Origin of the sequence: Amycolatopsis sp. NPDC021455, assembly GCF_040640995.1 — a bacterium.
GTDB lineage: Bacteria > Actinomycetota > Actinomycetes > Mycobacteriales > Pseudonocardiaceae > Amycolatopsis.
In genome coordinates this window covers 31,762-52,694 of sequence record NZ_JBFACT010000065.1, presented here as the reverse complement: position 1 = coordinate 52,694, position 20,933 = coordinate 31,762, and the positions used below count along the sequence as shown (strand labels likewise).

The following is a 20,933-nucleotide window of genomic DNA, read 5'->3' as shown; positions in this document are numbered from 1 at the left end:
GCGATGGATCCCTTCGGTGCGATTCTGGCGGCCGGGGTCGGTTGGCTGATCGAGCACGTGGGGCCGTTGAAGGAGGCCCTCAACGGGCTGACCGGCAACGCCGACGAGATCGCGGCGCAGTCCGAAACCTGGAAGAACATCGCGACCGAGCTGGGCAGCATCGGTGAGGACTTGACCGGGATGGTCAAAGCGGATACCGCGTCCTGGACCGGGCCGGCCGGGGACGCCTATCGGCAGCGGGCGCAGGACACCGTGACGCTGCTGGAAACCGCCCAGAAGGGCTGCGAAGGCGCCTCCAGCGGCGTCAAAACCGCCGGCGAAGTCGTCGCCGCGGTGCGGGCGTTGGTGCGGGACATCATCGCGGAGCTGGTCGGGCATCTGATCAGCTGGGCACTGCAGGTGGTGTTCACCCTGGGGATCGGGATGACCTGGGTGGTGCCGCAGGTGGTCAACGCGGTGGCGAAGACGGCGTCGAAGATCGCGGATCTGGTCAAGCGGCTGGTGAAGGCGTTGAAGGCGCTGGTCCCGTTGTTGAAGCGGGCCGGGGATCTGTTCGGTGACGCGGCGAAGCGTTGCGGAAGATCAAGCCGGGCAAGGCCGCGCCGCCGCCCAAGCACGCCGACATCAAGGGCAACCCGAAGAGCATCGACGGCCCGAGGGACAAGGGCGGCCCGCCCCCGAAGACCGACCCACCACCCAAGACGGATCCGCCGCCCAAGAGCGACCCGCCCCCGAAGGGCGACGACAGCACCAGCGCGGCGGGCGCCAAAGCCGACCCGCCTCCCAAGACCGACCCGCCACCGGCGTCGAAGGGGCCCGACGACGGCCCGAAGAGCCCGGACCCCACGCCGAACGGCCCGACCGGATCGCGCGGGCTCGACGGGCCCGGTTCGGGTGGCAAGGGCAAGGGCTCGGACAGCCCGCCGCCGCTGAAGGACGAAAAGCCGAACCCGCGTTCGCAGGACAACACGCGGTGCGTGACCGACCCCATCGACGTCTCCACCGGCCAGATGGTGATGAGCGAGGTCGACGCCGAGTTCCTCGGGGTGCTGCCCCTGGTCGTCGAGCGCACGCACTTCTCGGCCCACCGGGCCGGCCGCTGGTTCGGCACCAGCTGGGTGTCCACTTTGGACCAGCGGCTGGCGGCCGGCGACGACGGCCTGACCTTCGCCGCGGCCGACGGCACGATCCAGAAGTTCCCGTACCCGGTCGTCGGCGTCTGGACCACCAGCGACCAGGGACCCGAACGGCGCCTGACCCGCACCGACGACGGCGGCTACCTGATCGAGGACTTCGAGCGGGCGCACGTGCTGTACTTCGCCCCCGGCGGGCCGGAACTGCCGCTGACGTCGGTCGGCGACCGGCACGGCAACCGGATCGAGTTCGCCCGCGACGCCCGCGGCGTGCCCACCGGGATCCGGCACAGCGGCGGCTACACCGTCCGCGTCGAGACGGCCGGTGGGCTGGTCGCGGCGCTGCACGCGGTCGCGGCCGACGGCACCGAGGTCGAGCTCATGCGCTACGGCTACACCGCCGGCGAGCTCACCACGGTCACCAACACCTCCGGGCAGGCATTCCGGTACACCTACGACGCGGCAGGGCGGATCACCGCCTGGACCGACCGCAACGGCGAGTGGTACCGCTACACCTACGACCAGCACGGACGCTGCGTCCGCACCGAAGGCGCCGGCGGGTTCTTCACCGGCACCCTGGCCTACGACACCGAAAACCGCGTCACCCGCTCCACGGACGCCCTGGGCCACCGCACCGAGTTCCACCTGAACGAAGCCGGCCAGGTCGTCAAGGAGATCGACCCCCTCGGCGGCACGATCGTCAACGAGTGGGACGCCCACGACCGGCTCCTGCGCCAGACCGACCCGCTCGGCCGCACCACCGCCTACACCTACGACGACGCGGGCCACCTCGTCACCATCACCCGCCCGGACGGCGCCGAGATCACCTTCGAGCGCAACCGGTTCGGCCTGCCGCTGTCGATGACCGAAGCACCCGGCGTGGTCACGCGCTGGGAGTACGACGAACGCGGTGGCCTCACCGCGGTGACCGATCCGGCCGGCGCCACCACCCGGTACGCCTACGACGGCGACGGGAACGTCTCGGCCGTCACCGACGCGCTGGGCAACACCCTGCTCGTCGAGTCCGACGCCAGTGGCCTGCCGGTCGCGACCACCGACCCGCTCGGCCGCGTGACCCGGTACGGGCGCGACCTGTTCGGCCGCATCCGGGCCATCACCGACCCGTCGGGGAGCGTGGAGCGCTTCGGCTACACGGTCGACGGGCGTCTCGCGTGGCACCGGCACCCGAGCGGCGCCGTCGAGCGGTGGTCCTTCGACGGCGAGGGCAACAGCGTCGCCTACACCGACGCGGCCGGGGCGGTCACCCGGGCGGAGACCACGCACTTCGACCTGCCCGCGGCGGAGATCCGCCCGGACGGCAGCCGGGTCGAGTTCGCCTACGACACCATGCTGCGGCTCACCGCCGTCACGAACGAGCAGGGGCTCGTCTGGCGCTACGAGTACGACGCGGCCGGGAACCTGGTGCGCGAGACGGACTTCGCCGGCACGGCCGTCGACTACCGCTACGACGCCGCCGGGCAGCTCGTCGCCCGGACGCACTCGGGGGAGACGACGACCTTCCGCCACGACCTGGTGGGCAACGTCGTCGAGCACACCTGCGGGCCGGTCACGACGCGGTACACCTACAGCACCGCGGGCCACCTCCTGGAAGCCGACGACGGCCGGACCCGGGTGACGTTCCAGCGGGACGCCGCGGGCCGGGTGACCGCCGAAACGGTCAACGGCCGCACGGTCGAGTCGGCTTACGACGCCCTGGGCCGCCGTGTCCGGCGCCGGACGCCGTCCGGTGCCGAGAGCGTCTGGGAGTACGACGCGCTGGACCAGCCGGTCGCCGTGCACACGGCCGGCCGGACACTGCGGTTCGAACACGACCACGCCGGCCGCGAGGTCCGGCGCGCGCTCGACTCCGGCGCGGCGATCAGCCAGGCGTGGACGCCGGACGCGCAGCTGCTTTCGCAGACGATCACGGCCGCGACCGGGCAGCTCAGCCAGCAGCGTTCCTACGCCTACCGGCCGGACGGCGCGCTCACCGGCGTCCAGGACCGGCTCACCGGGCCGCGCGGGTTCACCCTCGACCAGCGTGCCCGCGTCGTCGGCGTGCAGGCGCCGCGGTGGTCCGAGCGGTACGCCTACGACGCGGCCGGCAACGTCACCGACGCCGTCTGGCCGGCCACCGGCCAGGACGCGCTCGGGCCGCGGTCGTTCGCCGGCACGGTGGTCCGGACGGCCGGGCGGACCCGCTTCACCCACGACGACCGGGGCCGTCTCGTGCTCCGGGAGACCGAGACCGCGGGGACCTGGCAGTACGCCTGGGGCCCGCAGGACCGGCTCGCCGGGGTGCGGACCCCGGACGGCACGCGGTGGCGGTACACCTACGACCCGCTGGGGAGGCGGATCGGCAAGGAGCGGCTCGGCCCGGACGGCACGAGCGTCGCCGAGCGCGTCGAGTTCGTCTGGGACGACCAGGTGCTCGTCGAGCAGGCCCATTCGGACGCCACCGGCACGCGGGTCACCGTGTGGGACTACGAGCCGGACGGCTTCCGGCCGCTGATCCAGCGGGAGCGGGTGTTCCGCTCGGCGCAGGAGTTCGCCGGCGAACAGTTCCACGTCGTCGTGGCCGACCGGTCGGGCGCGCCGACCGAGCTGGTCGACGACCGGGGCGCCGTCGCCTGGTTCTCCCGGCTGAGCCTGTGGGGTGCGACCGTCGAGGAGACCCGCACGGGGACGGGCACGCCTCTGCGGTTCGCCGGGCAGTACTTCGACGCCGAAAGCGGGCTGCACTACAATTTCTTCCGGTACTACGACCCGACGACCGGGCGGTACGCCAGCCCGGACCCGATCGGCCTCGGCGCCGGGCCCAACCCGCACGCCTACGTCGAGAACCCGCACGCGTGGGTCGACCCGCTCGGGCTCGCACCCACGAGCTGCAAGAACGGCGGGACGAGCGCCCAGGGCGCGGCGGGTGGTCCGGGCGGCCAGAAGCCGAAGCTGACGATCAACACGAACGTCCCGAACAACGTCGTCACCGAGCACTCGCCGGGCGGGCGGCTCTACCAGCAGATGTCGCCGGGCGGGAAGTACGGCGCGAAGAACTCCGCCGGGGGACAGAAGTACAGCCGGCGGAAGGCGGCCGGGTACGAAAACCCCGACCACATGCACGGCAACATGATTCCGCTGTGGAAGGACGCGGCCAAGTCGCCCATCCCGGACAAGAAGCCGGCCGAGGTCAAGAAGTGGCTGTCGGACCCGAACCGGCGGTTCGACACCAAGCAGCCCGGGGAGAACTACACCGGGGCGAGCGGGAACGAGATCAAGGGCCACAAGAACGGCGTGCTCGGCCACGACGAGGCCGCGGGCACGAACTGGAACCGCGAAGGCATGAAGCGGACCCGCCAGGAGAACCTGGAGCACAACCGGCAGACCGACACCTACCACGGCATCGAGTCCAAGGAACGGTCGAACGCCAGCGGTGCCAGCGAGGACCGGTACAAGAGCCCCCGCCCCGGCGACGGCGCGGACCGGGCCTACTGGGACCGCAACGACCCCAACTTCAAGAAGCAGGGCGGGCCGTGGCACTCCTGGGAAGAGGTTCCCGGCGGCGCGAAGCAGCCGGCCGCGGGGCCGTCGAACGCCGGGCCGTCCGGCACGCAGGCGGGCCCGTCCGGCTCGGGTTCTGGCTCGGGGCCGGTGCACTCGCCGATCTCGCCGGACGGCGCGCCGCCGGCGAAACGGCGCCGGATGGACCCCGGCAGCGACACCGACATGGGTGACTGACCTCGCGCAACCGCTCGACAGACGGCTTCCGGGGGTCGACACTGGGCCGATGACCGGCCTGATCACCGGAAGCCGTGTCCGGCTGCGGCCTGCCGCCGCCACGGACGCCGCCCGGTTCGAGGAGATCCTGTCGCACCCCGAAGTCGCCCGTTGGTGGGCGGACGCCGAAGAGCCGGTGGCCGCCCAGGTGTCCTACCTGCTGGACCCCGACGAAGGCACCACGACCTACGCCGTCGAGTACGACGACGTCGTCGTGGGTATCGAACTGGCCTTCGAAGAGGCCGACCCCCAGTACCGGCACGCCGGGATCGACATCGCGGTGCACCCGGACTGGCAGGGCCGCGGCCTCGGCTCCGACGCCATCCGCACGCTCGCCGAACACCTGTTCACGGTGCGCGGGCACCACCGGCTGGTGATCGACCCCGCGGCCGACAACTCCTCGGCGATCCGGCTCTACCAGTCGCTCGGCTTCCGGCCGGTCGGCACGATGCGCTCCTACGAGCGCGGCCCGGACGGCAGCTGGCACGACGGGCTGCTGATGGACCTGCTGGTCGACGAGCTGGTGCCGGCGGCGGCGCTCACCGGCTCGTGAATCACAGGCGGTCCAGGCGGATGGCCGCGGCCATCCGCTCGTAGCCCGCGTCGCCGGGGTGGAGGTGGTCGCCCGAGTCGTAGGCGGGCAGCATCCGCAGCGGGTCGGCGGGGTCGCGGACGGCCGCGTCGAAGTCGATCACCGCGTCGAACACCCCGCTGGTGCGGATGAACGCGTTCACCGCCTGCCGGGTCGCCTCCAGGGTCTCGTCGTAGACCCGCCAGCCCTTGAACGGCGTCAGCGTGCCGCCGAGGACGCGGATGCCGCGGGCGTGCGCCTGCGCCACCAGCTGGCGGTACGCCGACGTGATCGCGTCCGGGTCGGTCTGGTGCGGGGTCTGCTGGATGTCGTTGATGCCCTCGAGCACGATCAGCGTCCGCACGCCGCCGACGCTCAGCACGTCACGGTCGAAGCGGGACAGCGCGTTCTGGCCGGCGCCGGAGCCGGGCACGTCGAGCAGCAGCCGGTTGGCGCTGATCCCGGCGTTCAGCACGCCGAACCGCCCGTGCAGCCGGTCGGCGAGGTAGTCCGGCCAGCGGTGGTTCGCGCCGGCCGCCGAGCCGACGCCGTCGGTGATCGAATCACCCAGCGCCACGATCGAAGCTTCGGCGCCACCCTGGACGTCGACGCCGGAAACGTAGTGCCACACCGCCGTCTGCTCGGTGTACGGGGCGCCGGACTCGCTGGCGGTGAAGTCACCCGCGCGGGTGAAGTACGACGTCTGTGACGCCGCCGGGTGGTAGGTGACCGGGCCGGACTTCGACGGCACGTAGGTCGTCACGAGCAGGTTCGCGTCGGCGGGCACCCGCAGGCTCACCGGGTCGCTCAGCGCCTCGGCGCCGGCCGGCACGACCACGCTCGGCGAGCCGCCGAAGGTCAGCGACCGCAGGGTGCCGGCCGCGGCGTCCGGGCCGGTGCCCTGGACCGCGATCGTGACGTGCCCGAAGGTCAGGGGAGCGGTCCCGAAGGCGTTGGACAGGTGGACGCGTGCCCGGCCACCCCCGGCGCTCGTGTGCACGACGTTGCGGATCGAATAGCCCGGGTAGCCGTCCGGGGTGTCCGGCACGGCGGCCGCGGGTGCCGCCGCCCACGTGCCCGCCCAGCCGCCGACGGCGTGCTGTCCGACGTCCGGGACAGCGACTTCCGGGTTGGCGCTCCCGGAAGTCGTGAGGATGCCGAACCCCGCCAGGACGGCCGTGCCGACGGCCAGGAAGCGTCGCATGTCTCCCACCGTCCCGGGCCTCGGGCGGCCCGGCGACCGCTGATCAGGTGAGGAGGGGAGACAAGATCGCGGACAGCGGAAAGGGGGCGGGCCCGTCCGGAATTCTGGGGATACCGGACGGGCCCGCGCGAGGTGGCCGTTGCCGCGACGGCCGCTCGCCGGGGTACCCGGTCCCGATCGGGCGGAGGCTGGCCCGGATCGTTGCGTCGTAGTGACCCCGGAGGGCGTGTGCGAGACGCCCTCACCCAAAGCACGGCCCCCGGCCCACACCGGTTCAGCCCGGTTTCCACCTTTCTCGCGCACCTTCCCGCCCCGCCTCCGCGACGCATGCGGAAAGGCCGTGAAGGCCTCCTTCCCGGCCATAAGAGCCGGGAAGGAGGCCTTCACGGCCTTTCGCGGGAGGGCAGGGTCAGGCGGCGGCGGGGAATCCGGTCAGGGCGCGGTGGCCCGCTTCGGTCAGTTCGGCGGGCGCCCACTGACCGGGCGCGACGAGCCGGGTGGGTCTGACCAGCCCGGCGTGGGCGAGGTCGTGGGCGGTGTTCTGGTCGCAGCACGACAAGCCGTCGACGCGGAGGTCGGGTTCGCAGCTGCAGCGGAGCTCGGCACGGCCTTCGGCGACCGCCTTGAGCATGGCGATCGCGCGGCGGCTCAGCGCGTTCGGGTGGGTGGACATCGGTCGGGCCTTTCGGTGCGGCTGGGTTCTGACGGCGAGTGCTGCAGCTCGTTACCTAGGGATACGCGGCGAACACGAGCGCGGTTCACATCGATCGCTCCGGTTGGCCCTTGACAGGGCTCAGGCCAACCAGGAGGGTCAGTCATCGGATGAATCAGTTCCGCCAGCGACAGGTGAGCCTCAAAGGGGCGAAGTCTGTCGAAATCCCGCCGTAGTCATCCGATCCCTGGAGGTTCAGTGTCGACCTTCCCCCGCCGCCAAGCTCTCGGCATCGCCCTGGGAGGTGCCGTCGCGCTCAGCGCGGCCGGCCTCACCCCGGCCGGCGCGGCTTCGCCCGTGGACGCCGTTCTCGATGGCCCCGGCACCCCGATCGTCCCGCCCCCGCCGCCCGTCCCGGTCGCGCTCGACACGTGGTTCTCCAACGACGGCATCGACAGCGCGTCGGCGACCGGTGGTGACTTCGACGGGTCCGGCTACACCTTCCCCGCCGAGCACCTGCCCGCCGGGCAGACCACCACCGTCGGCGGCGTCCCGTTCAAGCTCGGGTCCGCGGCCGCCGGCGCGAAGAACAACATCGCCGCCACCGGGCAGAAGATCGACCTGCCGAAGGGCCGTTACTTCGTCGCGTACTTCCTGGTGGCGTCCAGCTACGGCGCCACCGGTGGCACGGCGACGGTGCACTACGCCGACGGCAGCACGAGCACCGGCTCCCTGTCCGGACCGGACTGGTACACCGGCAGCGGCGCGCTCGTCTCGCCGTTCCGCTACGCGCCCGGCGGGGTCGTCGACAACAACCCCGTTTCGCTGGCCTTGGGGCAGGTCTGGGTCGACCCGGCCCGGGACGCCGTCGCGCTGACCCTGCCCACCACCGCGAACCCGGCACCGAACGTCTCCAGCCTGCACGTCTTCGCGCTCACCCTCCAGCCGGTGGCCGCCGGCCGCTCGGCCCTGATCCTGGACGGCCGCTCGACGGCCAACCTGCTGACCGACGGCGGCCCGCAGGCCGCCGAGGCGACCATCGTCAACGCCGGGACCGTGTGGCTCGGCGCGGGCGACCGGGTGAGTGTCACCGTCGACGTCCCCGGCGGCCGGACGACCGTGCCCGCGGCGATCCGCGCGTTGGCACCGGGGGAGCAGACGACCGTGCGGCTCGGGCTCGCGCCGAACGCGTCCGTGCCACCCGGCACCACGACGAACGGCCAGATCCGCGTCACCGCTGGGCGCGGCACGCTGGCCACCCAGCAGATCCCGGTCACCCTCGGCGTCCCGGACTTCCGGCCGGCCGACGCGTCGCTCTCGACGCACCGGGCGCCCTACTGGTTCGACGACGCCAAGTTCGGCATCTTCATCCACTGGGGCGTGTACGCCGTGCCCGCGTGGGCGCCGGTCGGGCAGCAGTACGCGGAGTGGTACTGGCAGAACCAGCAGGACCCGAACGGGCCGACGTACGCCTACCACAAGGAGAAGTACGGCGAGAACTTCGCCTACGACGACTTCATCCCGCTGTTCACCGCGGCGAAGTTCGACCCGCGGACCTGGCTGAAGCTGATCGCGGACGCGGGCGCCGAGTACTACGTCCTGACGTCCAAGCACCACGACGGCTTCGCGTTGTGGGACACCAAGGTCAGCGACCGCAACTCCGTCAAGCTCGGCCCGAAGCGGAACGTCATCGCGGAGCTGTTCGCGGCGTCGCGCAGGTACACCCCGCAACTGCGCAACGGCCTGTACTTCTCGCTGCCCGAGTGGTTCAACCCGGACAACCCGTGGATGGGCCACGCGCCGCGCAACCCCTACACCGGCGCGCCGCTGCCCTACACCGGATACACCGCCGGCAAGGACTTCGTCCGCGACTACCAGGCGCCGCAGGTGCTGGAGCTGATCTCGGAGTTCGACCCGGACGTCCTGTGGTTCGACATCGGCGGCGTCAACGACAGCCGGACCGTGCTCACCGAGTACTTCAACCGCGCGAAGAACCGCAGGCGCCCCAAGGACGTCACCTACAACGACCGCGGCGGCATCCCGGACCACGACTTCACGACGCCGGAGTACACGACGTACCCGAACACCGTGGTGGCGAAGTGGGAGGCGAGCCGCGGTCTCGACCCGTTCTCCTACGGCTACAACCGTGCCACCCCCGACGCGAAGTACATGACGGCCGAGGAGGTCGTCCGGACCCTCGTCGACATCGTCTCGAAGAACGGCAACTTCCTGCTCGACATCGGCCCGGACTTCGACGGCACCATCCCGGACGTCATGCAGCGGCACCTGCGGGACGCGGGCGCGTGGCTGAAGGTCAACGGCGAGGCGATCTACGGCACGACGTACTGGTCCCGGATGGCCCAGCTCGGCGACCTGCGCTTCACGGTGAAGCAGAACGAGGCGTTCTACGTCCACTCGCTGGTGGCGCCGGGCAGCCGCGTGGTCGTGGACGCCCCGGTCCCGATCCGCGCGGGCGACCGGGTGACGCTGCTCGGGTACCGCGGGAGTCTGCATTGGACGGTCGAGAACGGTTCGCTGGTCATCGACGTCCCGGCCGCGGCCCGCCAAGCGGGCCGCTTCACCTGGGTGTTCAAGATCGCCTGGAGCTGACCCGCCGCTCGGTCAGCGAACGCAGTTCCGGTGGGACCGGCCCGGGGTGGACCACGCCCAGCCACTGGGTGGCCCGGGTCATGGCCACGTACAGGTCGTTGGGCCCGTGCGGGCCCGCGGCGAGGACGGCGGCGGGGTCGGCGATCACGACCGCGTCGAACTCCAGGCCCTTCACCTCGGCGGGGGTCAGCAGCACGACTTCGCCCGTCAGGTCCGGCGGCACCGGCAACGCCAGGGCCAGTGAGCCGGTCTCCGGCGCGATGATCGCCAGCCGGCCCTCGGGGTGCTCGCCGAACTCCTCGACGAGTTCGGCGAGCACCCCGGGCAGGTCGGCGGCCGCCTGGCGCCACGGCGGCTTTCCGCTCGCCCGGACCGACGTCGGCGGCCGTAGCCCCGGGTGGTGGCGGGCGAGCAGCTCCGCCGCGACGGCCATGATCTCCGCCGGGGTGCGGTAGCCGACGGTCAGCTGCGCGAGCCGGTGCGGCCGCGGCACCCGGTCCCACGACGCCGCACCCGCCGCGCTGCCGGTCTGGGCCAGGTCACCCACGACGGTCATCGACCGGGACGGGCAGCGGCGCGCCAGCATCCGCCAGTCCATTTCGGACAGTTCCTGGGCCTCGTCGGCCACCACGTGCCCGAACACCGGCACGCTCTCGCCGACCAGCGCGGCGGCCTCGTCCAGCAACGGGATGTCCGCCGCACTCCACGGCCCCTCGACCACGTCCGCGGGAGTCAGAAACGGCCACAGTCCGTCGAGCACGTCCCGGATGCCGGCGTCGCCGAGCAGGGCCGTCCGCAGGGCTTCCCGGTCGGCCTCGTCCAGCAGGGCACGCGGGCCGTCGTCTTCGTCCGGGCCGAGCACCACCCCCGCGGCGGCCAACGCCCGCATGTCGGCCTCGCTGAGGCGGCCGTCGGCGCTGCCGCCGTCGAGGGCCTCGCCGGTCTCGGTGAACGCGAGGGCCTCCATCCGGTCGGTCAGCTCGCCGGTCAGCGTGGCCACGATCGCCCGGTGGAACACCTCCCGTGCCTGGTTGTGCGGCAGTCCGGTCTCCCCGGCCTTGCGGACGGCCCGCCGCACCACCGCCGGGTCCAGCCGCAGGACCTGCTCCTCGAACTCGACGCCCAGGGGCTCTTCGGGTACCCGGACGGTGGCCCGTACCGCCTCGGCCAGCCGGGACGCCATGTCGGCCCGGCCCTTGCGGGCGGCTTCCGCGGCGGTGTCCACCCGGGTGACCGGGAAGCGGGGAAGGAGGTCGGGCACGGTCGCCGTCACCACCCGGTTCTCGCCGAGGCCGGGCAGTACCTGGCCGATGTAGTCGAGGAACACCCGGCTGGGGCCGATGACGAGCACACCGCGCGTGCGCAGGTGTTCGTGCGTGTAGAGCAGGTAGGCGACCCGGTGCAGGGCTACGGCCGTCTTGCCCGTGCCCGGTCCGCCCTGCACGACGAGCACGCCCCGGGCGTCGTCCCGGATGATGCGGTCCTGCTCGGCCTGGAGCGTCGTGACGATGTCGCGCATGCGCCCGGTGCGCTCGGCCGTCACCGCAGCGAGCAACGCGGCTTCGCCGACCAGTCCGTCGCGCGGCGCGTCCGGGGCGAGCAGCTCGTCGTCCAGGGCGACGACGGTCCGGCCGCGGGTGGTGATCCGCCGCCGGCGCACGACCTCGCCCGGGTCGGCGGCGGTCGCGGTGTAGAAGGGCCGGGCGGCGGGCGCGCGCCAGTCCACCAGCAGGGCCTCGTCGTCTTCGAACAGCCCGATTCGTCCTATGTAGACACGCCGGTCGCCGGTCAGGTCCAGCCGGCCGAAGCACAGCCCGTCCTCGACCGCCGCCAGCCGCGCCACCTCCGCCCGCCACACGTCCGTCGCGTGGCCGCGGGCGAGGGCGGCGGCCGCCTCCTCGCGCAAGGCGTCGAGGCGGGCGTAGAGAAGGTTCAGATGCTCCTGCTCGGAAGCGAGTTCGTGCATGCCGGAGAGCGTGCCCGCGAATTCGCGGAAAGTGCAGTCTTGTTCTTCTTGACAGCGTCAGCCGCGCCTCAAAAGTCCGCGTTCTTGCCGATGTACAGCTCCGCGAACGCGGCCGCCGCGGCGGGCGAGCCCAGCAGGCGGCGCATCCGGGCCTCCGCGATCCGGGCGAGGAACGGGTTCTCCGCCCCGGCGGCCGTGTGGTGGAAGATGTCCGACAGCCACAGCGAAAACTCCTGGTACTGCCAGACCAGCGGCAGGCACGCGGCGGAGTAGCCGGCCAGTGGCGCCGGGTCGCCCGCGTAGTACGCCGCCAGCGCGTCGGTCAGCACGAACGCGTCGTGCAGGGCGAGGTTCATGCCCTTCGCCGCGATCGGCGCGACCAGGTGCGCCGACTCGCCGGCCAGGTGCAGCCGGCCGTGCGACATCGGCTCCACGACGTAGTTGTGCATGTCGAGGATCCGCTTTTCGAACAGCTTGCCCTCGATGATCTCGCCGTCGGGGACAGTGAGGCGCGCATGCAGCTCCCGCCACACCCGCTCGTCCGGCCAGTCCGCCTCGGTCTCGCCCGGCGCGGTCTGCAGGTAGAACCGCGTCACGGCCGGCGTGCGCGCCATGTGCGCGGCGAACCCGCGCGGGTGGATGCCGAACAGCACGCCGTCGGCGGACGGCGGCGCCTCCGCGAGCAGGGCGAGCCAGCCGATTCCGTAGTCGTGGTGGGCGCGGACGGTGGATTCCGCCGGGAAGTAGCGCTGGGAGATGCCCCGGGCGCCGTCGCAACCGGCGACGAAGTCGCAGTCGATCCGGTGCTCGCCGTCGCCGGTCCGGAACGTGACGGCGGGGGAGTCCGACGTCAGGTCGTGCAGCTCGACGTTCGAAACCTCGAAGACCGCCTCGCCGCCCGCGCCGGTGTACTGCGCGACGAGGTCGGTCACCAGAAGCTGTTGCGGGTACACGAAATGCCGCTGCCCGGTGACGTCGCCGTAGCGGAAGACGTGCCGCCGGCCGGCGAACCGGAACTCGAACTTCTCGTGCCGGGGCGCCTTCGCGACGAGCTGCTCGCCGAGGCCGCGCCGTTCGAGCCCGCGGACCGCCCACTCCTCGATGAACCCGGCCCGCGGCCGCTGTTCGATGAACGCCCGGCTTTCGCGCTCCAGCAGCACGCAGCCGATTCCCGCGCGCCGCAGGAGGTTCGCCACCGTGAGTCCCGCCGGGCCCGCCCCCAGCACGGCCACCGCCGTGCGCCTCGACACCATGCGCCCGAGGGTAGCGCGAACCGTTCAGTAGTAGTGCCGCAACTGAGGCCACGCTTGTGACCACGGCCGGGTCAGCGAACAGAGCGAGAGCACGACGCCCTGCTCGTCGTTGTCGACGCCGTCGGCGTTGCGGTGCTTGGCGACCACGCGGCACCCGGTGATCAGCCCGGACGCGGGTGAGCCCGGCTGGATCCGCCCGACGAGCAGCACCGGCCCGACCAGCCGGTCCGGCGGCGGTCCCCAGTCGGCGTACGACATGTGCGGCGAGTACGGCTGGGGCAGCCCGCGTTCGGGCCCGTAGCGTTCGATCGCCCCGGCCTCGCCGTAGTTCCCGGTGAGAATCACCGCGGTGTCGCGCTCGGTGTCCGGAATCCGCTGCCACGCGCCCGCGACGCTGTCGGCGAAGTCCGGCCAGCCGACCTGCTCGCCCGGCTCCTTGTTCAGGGCCAGCAAAGCGCCGTTCAGCGCCGGTGCCGGCACGACCGGGAGTCCGATGAGGACGGACACGGCCACGCACACCGCGGCGGCCGTGCCGGTCAGCGTGCGGCGTATCGTCCCGCCGCGCCCGAGCCAGTGCAGCACCGGCTCGGCGCCCAGCGCCACCAGCGGAAGCAGCAGCGGCACCGAGTAGTACGGCTTCCCGCCGACGATGAGGAGTTCAAGGCAGACCACCGGGTAGGCGATCGCCAGGGCACGGGTCCAGTGCAGGCCGGGGTCACGCCACGGCCGCACGAGCCCGGCGATCCACACCGGCACCAGGACCGGCGAGAGGAGGACCAGCTGCATCGGCACGAACAGGAGGCGGTTTCCGGCGCCGTCGTCCTCGCTGATCCCGCCGGCGACGGTGAGCATCGGCCAGCCGTGCGACGCCTGCAAGAGCACCACCGGCGCCGCGAGCACGACGGCGACCCCGATCCCGGCCGCGAGCCACCAGGTCCGGAGCACCCGGCGCGGCCCGGCGACGGCCACGCCGACGCCGAGCCCGGACAGCAGGAGCAGGACCAGCCACTTGTTCGCCAGGCCGAGCCCGGCGGTGGCGCCGACGGCGAGCCACCACCGGCCGTCGCCGGTGCGCAGCAACCGCAGGCCGAAGAGCGCGATCAGCGACCACAGCAGCACGTCCGCGGAGTTCGTGGCCAGCATGTGCGACACGACCAGCACGTAGGACGACAACGCCGTCGCGAGCGCGGTGAACAGCTGGACACCGCGGCCGCCGCCGAACTCGCGGGCGATGAGCGTGACGACCACGACCGTCGCCATGCCCAGCAAAGTCGCGACCACCCGCAGGCCCATGGGCGTCTCGCCGAACAGCGCAGTCGACGCGCGGGCGAGCCACGGCGTGATCGGCGGGTTGTCGACGTAACCCCAGTCCGGACGGCGGCCCGCGGCGACGAAGTACAGCTCGTCGCGGTGGAAGCCGTAACGTCCGGACAGCGCCGTCAGCACGACGGCCTGGACGGCGACGACAATCCCCGTTGGCAGCGCGGCGAACCGCGGCAGGTCTCGACCGGCCCCCATGGCAGTCTCCCCTCGGCGTGCCCGGGATCGTACGCGGTCGATCAAGCTTCCGGGAGCGTTCCGAGGAATTCGCCGCCGGCGTCGGCGACCAGCTCGGCGAGGGACTGCGCACGGCGGATCGGCGTGAACTCCACGTGACCGCTCGGGGACACGGTGAACCCGTGCACGGCCGGACGCGGGAGCGTGTTGTACGCGTAGTGCGCGCCGAAGTAGTACGCGCCGGTGTCGTGGGCGACGACGAGGTCGCCCGGGTCCAGCAGCGGCAGGGGACGTTCGCGGGCGAGGAGGTCGCCGGCGAAGCACAGCGGGCCGGCGATGTCCTGCGGCACCGCGGGGCCGGGTTTCGGGGTACCCGAGGCGTCGAACGCGCCGAGCCGCAGCGGCCAGTGCTCCGGCTGCAGCACCGTGCGGGCCGCCACCTGGGCTCCCGCGTGCGTCACGGCGATGGGCCTGCCGCCCGCGACCTTCGTGTACTCCACCGTGCTGGCCAGGAAGCCGTTCTTCGCCAGCAGGGACCGGCCGAACTCGGTGACGAAGTCGTAGCGGCCGTCGGCGAGAGCGGGAACGCGGGCGAGCAGCGTCGCGACGTAACCGGCGAAGGTCGGGCCCGGGTCTTCGGAGGCGAAGTCCACCGGCAGCCCGCCCCCGAGGTCGAGGCTGGTGACCTGCCGGTACCCCGCTTCGGCGTTGATCTCCTCGGCGAGCTCGTGCACCGCGGCGACGCCGTCGGCCATGAGCTCCGGCGGGCAGCCCTGCGAGCCGACGTGGACGTGCAGCCGCGTCAGCCACGGCCGTCGCGCGAAGGCCTCCCGCAGCAGGGCCCGGTTTCCGTTGTCCCGCAAGGCAATGCCGAACTTCGACGCGGCGGTGGCCGTGCTGGTGTCGCCGATCCGGCCGGCGCCGACCTGCGGGTTGATCCGCACGCCCAGCACCGACCGCGGTGGGGTCGCGCCGACCAGCCGGTCGAGCCGGGCGAGCTCCTGGAAGTTGTCGGCGTTGACCGCGGTGCCTTCGGCGAGTGCGTGCGCGAGTTCGGCCGCCGTCTTGGCGGGGGAGTCGAGCACCAGCCGCGCGCCGCGAAGCCCGGCGGCCTCCGCGACCGCCGTCTCGCCGGGGCTCGCGACCTCGGCGTCGACCCCGAGGTCGCCGAGGAACCGCAGCAGCGGGGCGAGCCCGCACGCCTTGACGGCGACCGTGTGCTGGACGCGGCCGAGCGGCGCGAACGCCTTGGTCAGGTCCTCGACGGCCTCGCGGACGCCGGCGAGGTCGACGAACCCGGCCATCGGGTCGACGAGGTTCCGCTCCGCCGCGGCGGAGACGGCACGGAGTTTCCGTTCGGTGCGGTTCACGTCCCCAGGACAGCAGCGGGCGGCGCGGGGAGTCCAAGACTTCGTCCCGATGGGAGCATAGGCTGGGCCTATAGTGGCTGGGTGAACCTGCGCCGATGGCACTACTTCGCCGTGCTCGCCGAAGAGATGCACTTCACGAAGGCGGCCGCGCGCCTGTTCGTGTCACAGCCGTCGCTGAGCCAGCAGATCCGCGCGTTCGAAGCCGAACTCGGGGTCACGCTGCTGGACCGGTCCGGCCCGCGCTTCGCCTTGACCGAGGCCGGGCGCGTCGCCGCCACGGAGGCCCGCGAGCTGCTCGACCGCCTGGACCGGGCGAAGGGCGTGATCGCGGCGGCCGGCCGGGGCGACGCCGGCCGGCTCCGGATCGCCTACACGCGGTCGGCGCCGGGCCCGCTGGCGGGCGACCTGGTCGCGGCGTACCGCGAACGGCACCCGGACGTCGAACTCGCCCTGGAAACGGGCTGGACCAGCCTGAACCTGGCCCGGCTGGCGGCCGGCGAGATCGACGTCGGCTTCGTGCGGCCGCCGGTCGGCGCCGCGGGCGTCGAGGTCGCCGTCGTCGGTTCGGAGGAAGTCCTGCTCGCGGTGCCGCGGGAGCACCCGCTGGCCCGCCGCCGCGGCCGCGTCCGGCGGGCCTGGATCGCCGCCGAGCCGGTGGTGTTCTGGCCCCGGGAGAACGGCCCCGGCCAGTACGACGCGATCAGCGGCCAGGTCTGGCCGGGCGGGCTGCCCCCGATCGTCCGCGAGGAACCCGAGGACGAGCAGCTGATGCGCGCGGTCGCCGAAGGCGCGGGCATCGCCGCGGTGCCGGAACACCGGGCGCGCGCGTTGCGCCGCCGCGGCGTGGTGCTGCGAAGGCTGGAGGAACCGGCACCGCGGATCGACCTCGGACTGGCCTGGCGAGCCGGCCCGCAACCCCCGGTGGTCCGAACCTTCGTGAACCTGGCCCGCGACGGCACCGGCCGTGATTGAAGGGTCAGCACGCGTGATTGAAGGGTCAGCACGCGTGATTGGAGGGACGACACGCGGGATGAGCCTTGTGTCGCCGTGTCGACCCTTCAATCACGCGTGTCGACCCGGCAATCACGGGTGTCGGCCCTCAGAGCACGCTGGTTCCGGTCAGTCGCAGGACTTCAGGACCGCGTCCGCCACCTCGCCCAGGTGGGCCGCCGCGCTGTGGCCGGCCACGATGCGGTCGGTCAGGTACGCGAACGCCAGCCGCCGGTGCGGGTCCGCCCAGGCGATGCAGCAGTTGCTGCCGTTGTGGCCGAACGTCTCGCGTCCGCTGAGCGATCCCATCGGACGGCCGACCCCGCCGAGCTGGAAGCCGTGGGCCCAGCGGATCCGCGTGCCGATCGTGCGGTCGAGCACCGCGTCGCCCGAGGGGCGGCGGGCCTCCGTGACCGCTTCGCCGGAGAAGCCGTCCAGCAGCGCCTGGTAGAAGCGGGCGAGGTCGCGAGCCGTCGTCGAGATGCCCGCGGCCGGGATCACCGCGCGGCGGACCGACCGGCGGTTCACCATCCGGGCGGTCAGCGGGCCGCCGAAACCGTGGCCGTGGATCGGCACGTGCCGTCCCCACAAGCGGTCCGGCAGCCCCAGGTGGGTGTCGGACAGCTCCAGCGGGCCGAGCACCTCCGAGCGCAGCACGGCGGCGACCGGGGCGCCGGTCACCCGGCGGACCAGTTCCCCCAGGATGTGGCCGTACACGATCGGCTGGTACGCGGCGACCTCGCCGGGGCGCCACCGCAGCGTGGCCCGCTCGATCGCCCGGACCGCGCGCGGCCAGTCGCTCATGGCGAGCGCGTCTAGAGCGAAGCCACGCGCCGTGGCGAAGCCGGAGCGGTGCGCCAGCACGTGCCGGATCGTGACGGCGTCCTTGCCGCCGCCCGCGAACTCCGGCCAGTACCGGGCCACCGGCGCGTCCAGCTCGAGGAGCCCGGCCACCGCGAGCCGGTGCACCAGCAGCGCGGCGAACGGCTTGCTCGCCGAGAAGATCCAGAACAGCCCGTCCGGCGGGCCGCCGCAGCTGTGGTCGATCAGCACGCGGCCGTCGCGCAGCACGCACAGGCTCGCCCGGGCCCCGCGGGCGCGCACCAGTCCGTCGACCTCGATCACCCGCGCGAGGCTACCGCCACGGCGTACCAATCCGGCCAAAAGCAGGCCGGCCCCCGTGCTGCAGGTGACCGTTGCCGCGAAGTCATCGGCCGTGACTGCGGCCGGATTGGTACGGTCGATACAGTATGCTCGCGGGCGGACGGAGGGCTTTGTGATGGCAGCACACGAAATCACCGACCGCATCGCCGAACTGATCGACGAAGAGCACCGGCTGCGTGCCGGTGCCCTCCACCACGGCGGCCTGACCCGCGAAGAGCGCCTCCGGCTGAAGGACCTTGAACGCCGGCTGGACGCGGCGGTCGAGCTGCTGCACCGCCGCCAGGCGCTCGCCGTCTTCGACGACGAGTGAGCCCCTAACCCGCGCCGATGGCCGACCGCACCGCGGCGACGACGTCGGGGTGGCCGAGCGGCAACGGCGGTGGCACGCGGTCCTCCGGCCGCTCGGTGCTGGACGCGATCAACCGCACGTCCGTGCCCGCGTCCCGCAGCTTCGCGACGACGTCGTCGTGCTCGGTCAGCCAGGCCTCGTTGGCCTCCGAAGCGTCGCCGGAGGCGAGGAACGCGTCCGAAGCCGGGTCGACCAGCAGCAGCCGGGCCGCCGCGCCCGGGTGGCGTTCGACGAGCTGGAGGGCTTCCGCCGCGAAGGGGCCGCTCGCCACGACGGTGATCTCGGGATCGCCGGGGCCGGCGTCGCCGAGGAGGTCGTCGGCCCCGGTCAGGGCGCCGCCGGCGGGGACCCGGCACCAGAAGACGCCTCGGCGCTCCGCCAGGGGCCGCCAGGTCGCGGGCAGCTCGCCGTGCTTTCCGGCGCCCGCCGGGTCGAGGACGATCACCTTGGGGCCCGCCGGGTCGCCGGCGGTCACGACGGACGGGCCTTCGGAGCGGACGGGTTCGGGTTCGGTGGTCATCGGGCCGGCCTTTCAGCGTCGGGGGAGTTCCGGGGTGTCCGTGTCGAGCGGCACGGCGCCGGAGCGGACGAGTCCCAATTGGACGGTCTGGCGGCCGGTCAGCGCCTCCAGGGCCCAGTCCGCGGCCGTGCGCAGCCGGTTGCCCGGCATCGCCATGAGGTGGTAGCCCCGCGTCACGGCCTTCGCCGGGCGCCCGGAAAGCGGTACGTGCAAGGGATTCGCCGCGGCGGCACCGGCGCCGAGGTCGACGACGAAGCCGAGGTCGTGGTGCCGGTAGGTGCCCTGGCGGCCGTACCCGAGCGACGCGGCGACGTTGCGCCCGGCGAGCTTCCCCTGCCGCTGCGCGTGCTGCGCGGTCATCGCGGTGTACTGGCCCGGACGGGTGAGGTCGGGTACCGCGGCCGCGTCGCCGCAGGCGAACACGTCGTCGTGACCCGGCACGGTCAGCTGCTCGGTGACGACCAGCCTGCCCTTCGCGGTTTCGAGCCCTAGCTCGGCCACGAGCGGGTCCGGCCGCACGCCCACGCACCACACGAGGGTGCGCGTCGGCACGGAGTCCCCGTTGGTCAGCGTGACGCCCTTTTCGTCGGCCTGGTCCACCGAAGTCTTCATCAGCACTTCGACGCCGCGGGAGCGCAGCACCTCGTCGGCGGTCCGGCCGAGCCGCTTGCCGAGCTCGGGCAGCACCCGCTCGGCGACGTCGAGCAGCAGCCAGCGGATCTTCTGCCCGGCCAGCTCGGGGTGGCGCGCGGCCAGCGCTTCGGTGAACGCCGGGCCCTGCGCGGCCACTTCGGTGCCGGTGTAGCCGGCGCCGACGACCACGAACGTGCAGCGGGCGTCGCGCTCGGCGGGGTCTTCGGCCGCGGCGGCCAGTTCGATCTGCCGCGTGATGTGGTCGCGCAGGTACAGCGCTTCCGGCACGCCGCGGAAACCGTGCGCGGACTCCGCGACCCCCGGGATCGGCAACAGCTTGTTGACGCTGCCCGCGGCCAGCACCAGCCGGTCGTACCGGATCCGGTGCTCGCGGTCCTCCGGATCGGTGAACGCCACCTGGCGCGCTTCGAAGTCGACGCCGGTCGCGACGCCGAGCACGAGCCGGACCCCGGGCAGCGTCTCGGGGATCGACACCGTGACCCGGCGCGGGTCGAGGATCCCGGCCGCCACTTCGGGCAGCAACGGCAGGTAGAGAAAGTAATCCGTCGGGTTGAGGATGACGATTTCGACGTCGTCGCCTGCCTCTTTACGCAGGCTCTTCGCCGCGTGGTAACCGGCGAAGCCGCCGCCGACGATCACGACACGCATGGATCTCCTTCCGGTCGGATCGGTCCTCCCGAACGGATTACCCGAGGTCGGAGCCGGGAAACCCGCGGGGTTGACCTCTCGCCCCAGTGGCGTACGGTCGGTGGTGTTGGCTGTTGTTCAGACACGTGCTCCGGTCAGCGCCCCTGTACGCTGCGAAAAGGGAGCGCCATGTACGACTGTTTCCGCACGATCGAAGAACCGTCCGGCCTGACCGTCACCACGATAGAGCGACCCGGCGGGATTCGGGTCCTCACCTTCGTGGGCGATATCGACGCCGCCACGGTCGGGACCCTCGACGAAGCCCTCGCCACCGGCGGCGGACGGCTGGTCGTCGACCTTTCCCGGGTGGCCTTCCTCAGCTGCGCCGGGGTCCGGTCGCTGCTGCAGGCGAACGCCCGCACCGAGCTCGCGGTCGTCCTCGGCGGCCACGCGGTGGCGCGCTCGCTCGAGGCCACCGGCGCGGACCTGGTGCTGAAGATCCACCCGCGCGTCGAGGCCGCGCTCGCCGGCCTGGCCCCGGAGGCGGGCCGGGAGGTCTGACTGTCCTTTGTGGAGGGACAAGCTCCGGGGGCTCCGCC

The 20,933-nt window shown here is 72.7% G+C and carries 17 protein-coding genes; 6 read left to right on the top strand and 11 right to left on the bottom strand.

Annotated features, from left to right (window positions below; all coding sequences use genetic code 11):
* Both AB0G28_RS40315 and AB0G28_RS40310 read right to left on the bottom strand, forming a co-directional pair.
* Positions 1-188 (bottom strand): hypothetical protein (locus AB0G28_RS40315; protein WP_361102310.1); only part of this gene is annotated, 188 nt, incomplete at its 3' end.
* A 39-nt stretch (positions 189-227) separates the two neighbouring features.
* Positions 228-494: a hypothetical protein gene (locus tag AB0G28_RS40310; RefSeq protein WP_361102307.1), complete on the bottom strand. Its 267-nt coding sequence runs from the start codon at positions 492-494 to the stop codon at positions 228-230.
* A gap of 78 nt (positions 495-572) precedes the next feature.
* Between AB0G28_RS40310 and AB0G28_RS40305 the strand changes: the two genes are divergently transcribed.
* The gene (locus tag AB0G28_RS40305) at positions 573-4,868 is read left to right on the top strand and encodes an RHS repeat-associated core domain-containing protein (protein ID WP_361102304.1); all 4,296 of its coding nucleotides are present in this window, start codon (positions 573-575) and stop codon (positions 4,866-4,868) included.
* 49 nt (positions 4,869-4,917) lie between these two features.
* A complete protein-coding gene (locus tag AB0G28_RS40300) occupies positions 4,918-5,460 on the top strand; it encodes a GNAT family protein (RefSeq protein ID WP_361102300.1) in 543 nt (180 codons plus the stop codon).
* A gap of 1 nt (position 5,461) precedes the next feature.
* On the opposite strand, the gene AB0G28_RS40295 is transcribed toward AB0G28_RS40300, so the two are convergent.
* Both AB0G28_RS40295 and AB0G28_RS40290 read right to left on the bottom strand, forming a co-directional pair.
* The gene (locus AB0G28_RS40295) at positions 5,462-6,682 is read right to left on the bottom strand and encodes an SGNH/GDSL hydrolase family protein (protein ID WP_361102297.1); all 1,221 of its coding nucleotides are present in this window, start codon (positions 6,680-6,682) and stop codon (positions 5,462-5,464) included.
* A 409-nt stretch (positions 6,683-7,091) separates the two neighbouring features.
* Entirely contained in the window at positions 7,092-7,355 is a 264-nt protein-coding gene (locus AB0G28_RS40290; RefSeq protein WP_361102294.1) for a hypothetical protein, read from the bottom strand.
* 237 nt (positions 7,356-7,592) lie between these two features.
* On the opposite strand from AB0G28_RS40290, the gene AB0G28_RS40285 reads away from it, so the two are divergent.
* On the top strand, positions 7,593-9,944 hold the full coding sequence (locus AB0G28_RS40285; RefSeq protein ID WP_361102291.1) for an alpha-L-fucosidase: 2,352 nt from the start codon (positions 7,593-7,595) through the stop codon (positions 9,942-9,944).
* On the opposite strand, the gene AB0G28_RS40280 is transcribed toward AB0G28_RS40285, so the two are convergent.
* From AB0G28_RS40280 to AB0G28_RS40265, 4 genes are all read right to left on the bottom strand, one after another.
* Positions 9,925-11,910: a UvrD-helicase domain-containing protein gene (locus tag AB0G28_RS40280; protein ID WP_361102288.1), complete on the bottom strand. Its 1,986-nt coding sequence runs from the start codon at positions 11,908-11,910 to the stop codon at positions 9,925-9,927. The two genes, AB0G28_RS40285 and AB0G28_RS40280, sit on opposite strands and share 20 nt — an antisense overlap.
* Before the next feature lie 68 nt (positions 11,911-11,978).
* Complete coding sequence (locus AB0G28_RS40275) at positions 11,979-13,163, bottom strand: 4-hydroxybenzoate 3-monooxygenase (protein ID WP_361102285.1); 1,185 nt, start codon at positions 13,161-13,163, stop codon at positions 11,979-11,981.
* 24 nt (positions 13,164-13,187) lie between these two features.
* Complete coding sequence (locus AB0G28_RS40270) at positions 13,188-14,681, bottom strand: glycosyltransferase family 39 protein (RefSeq protein ID WP_361102282.1); 1,494 nt, start codon at positions 14,679-14,681, stop codon at positions 13,188-13,190.
* 41 nt (positions 14,682-14,722) lie between these two features.
* Positions 14,723-16,030: a diaminopimelate decarboxylase gene (locus tag AB0G28_RS40265; protein ID WP_361102279.1), complete on the bottom strand. Its 1,308-nt coding sequence runs from the start codon at positions 16,028-16,030 to the stop codon at positions 14,723-14,725.
* Positions 16,031-16,111: 81 nt separating this feature from the next.
* Here AB0G28_RS40265 and AB0G28_RS40260 point away from each other — a divergent pair, with 81 nt between their 5' ends.
* On the top strand, positions 16,112-17,002 hold the full coding sequence (locus AB0G28_RS40260) for a LysR family transcriptional regulator (protein WP_361102276.1): 891 nt from the start codon (positions 16,112-16,114) through the stop codon (positions 17,000-17,002).
* Positions 17,003-17,149: 147 nt separating this feature from the next.
* On the opposite strand, the gene AB0G28_RS40255 is transcribed toward AB0G28_RS40260, so the two are convergent.
* Positions 17,150-18,145, bottom strand: coding sequence for a serine hydrolase domain-containing protein (locus tag AB0G28_RS40255; protein ID WP_361102273.1), 996 nt, complete (start codon positions 18,143-18,145; stop codon positions 17,150-17,152).
* Positions 18,146-18,299: 154 nt separating this feature from the next.
* On the opposite strand from AB0G28_RS40255, the gene AB0G28_RS40250 reads away from it, so the two are divergent.
* Complete coding sequence (locus tag AB0G28_RS40250; protein WP_361102270.1) at positions 18,300-18,494, top strand: DUF2630 family protein; 195 nt, start codon at positions 18,300-18,302, stop codon at positions 18,492-18,494.
* Between the two features lie 4 nt (positions 18,495-18,498).
* Here the strand turns inward: AB0G28_RS40250 and AB0G28_RS40245 are convergent, their stop codons facing one another.
* Both AB0G28_RS40245 and AB0G28_RS40240 read right to left on the bottom strand, forming a co-directional pair.
* Positions 18,499-19,053, bottom strand: a complete 555-nt coding sequence (locus AB0G28_RS40245) for a hypothetical protein (RefSeq protein WP_361102267.1) — start codon at positions 19,051-19,053, stop codon at positions 18,499-18,501.
* Between the two features lie 12 nt (positions 19,054-19,065).
* On the bottom strand, positions 19,066-20,355 hold the full coding sequence (locus AB0G28_RS40240; protein WP_361102264.1) for an NAD(P)/FAD-dependent oxidoreductase: 1,290 nt from the start codon (positions 20,353-20,355) through the stop codon (positions 19,066-19,068).
* Positions 20,356-20,523: 168 nt separating this feature from the next.
* Between AB0G28_RS40240 and AB0G28_RS40235 the strand changes: the two genes are divergently transcribed.
* Complete coding sequence (locus AB0G28_RS40235) at positions 20,524-20,895, top strand: STAS domain-containing protein (RefSeq protein WP_361102261.1); 372 nt, start codon at positions 20,524-20,526, stop codon at positions 20,893-20,895.
* Positions 20,896-20,933 lie beyond the last annotated feature (38 nt).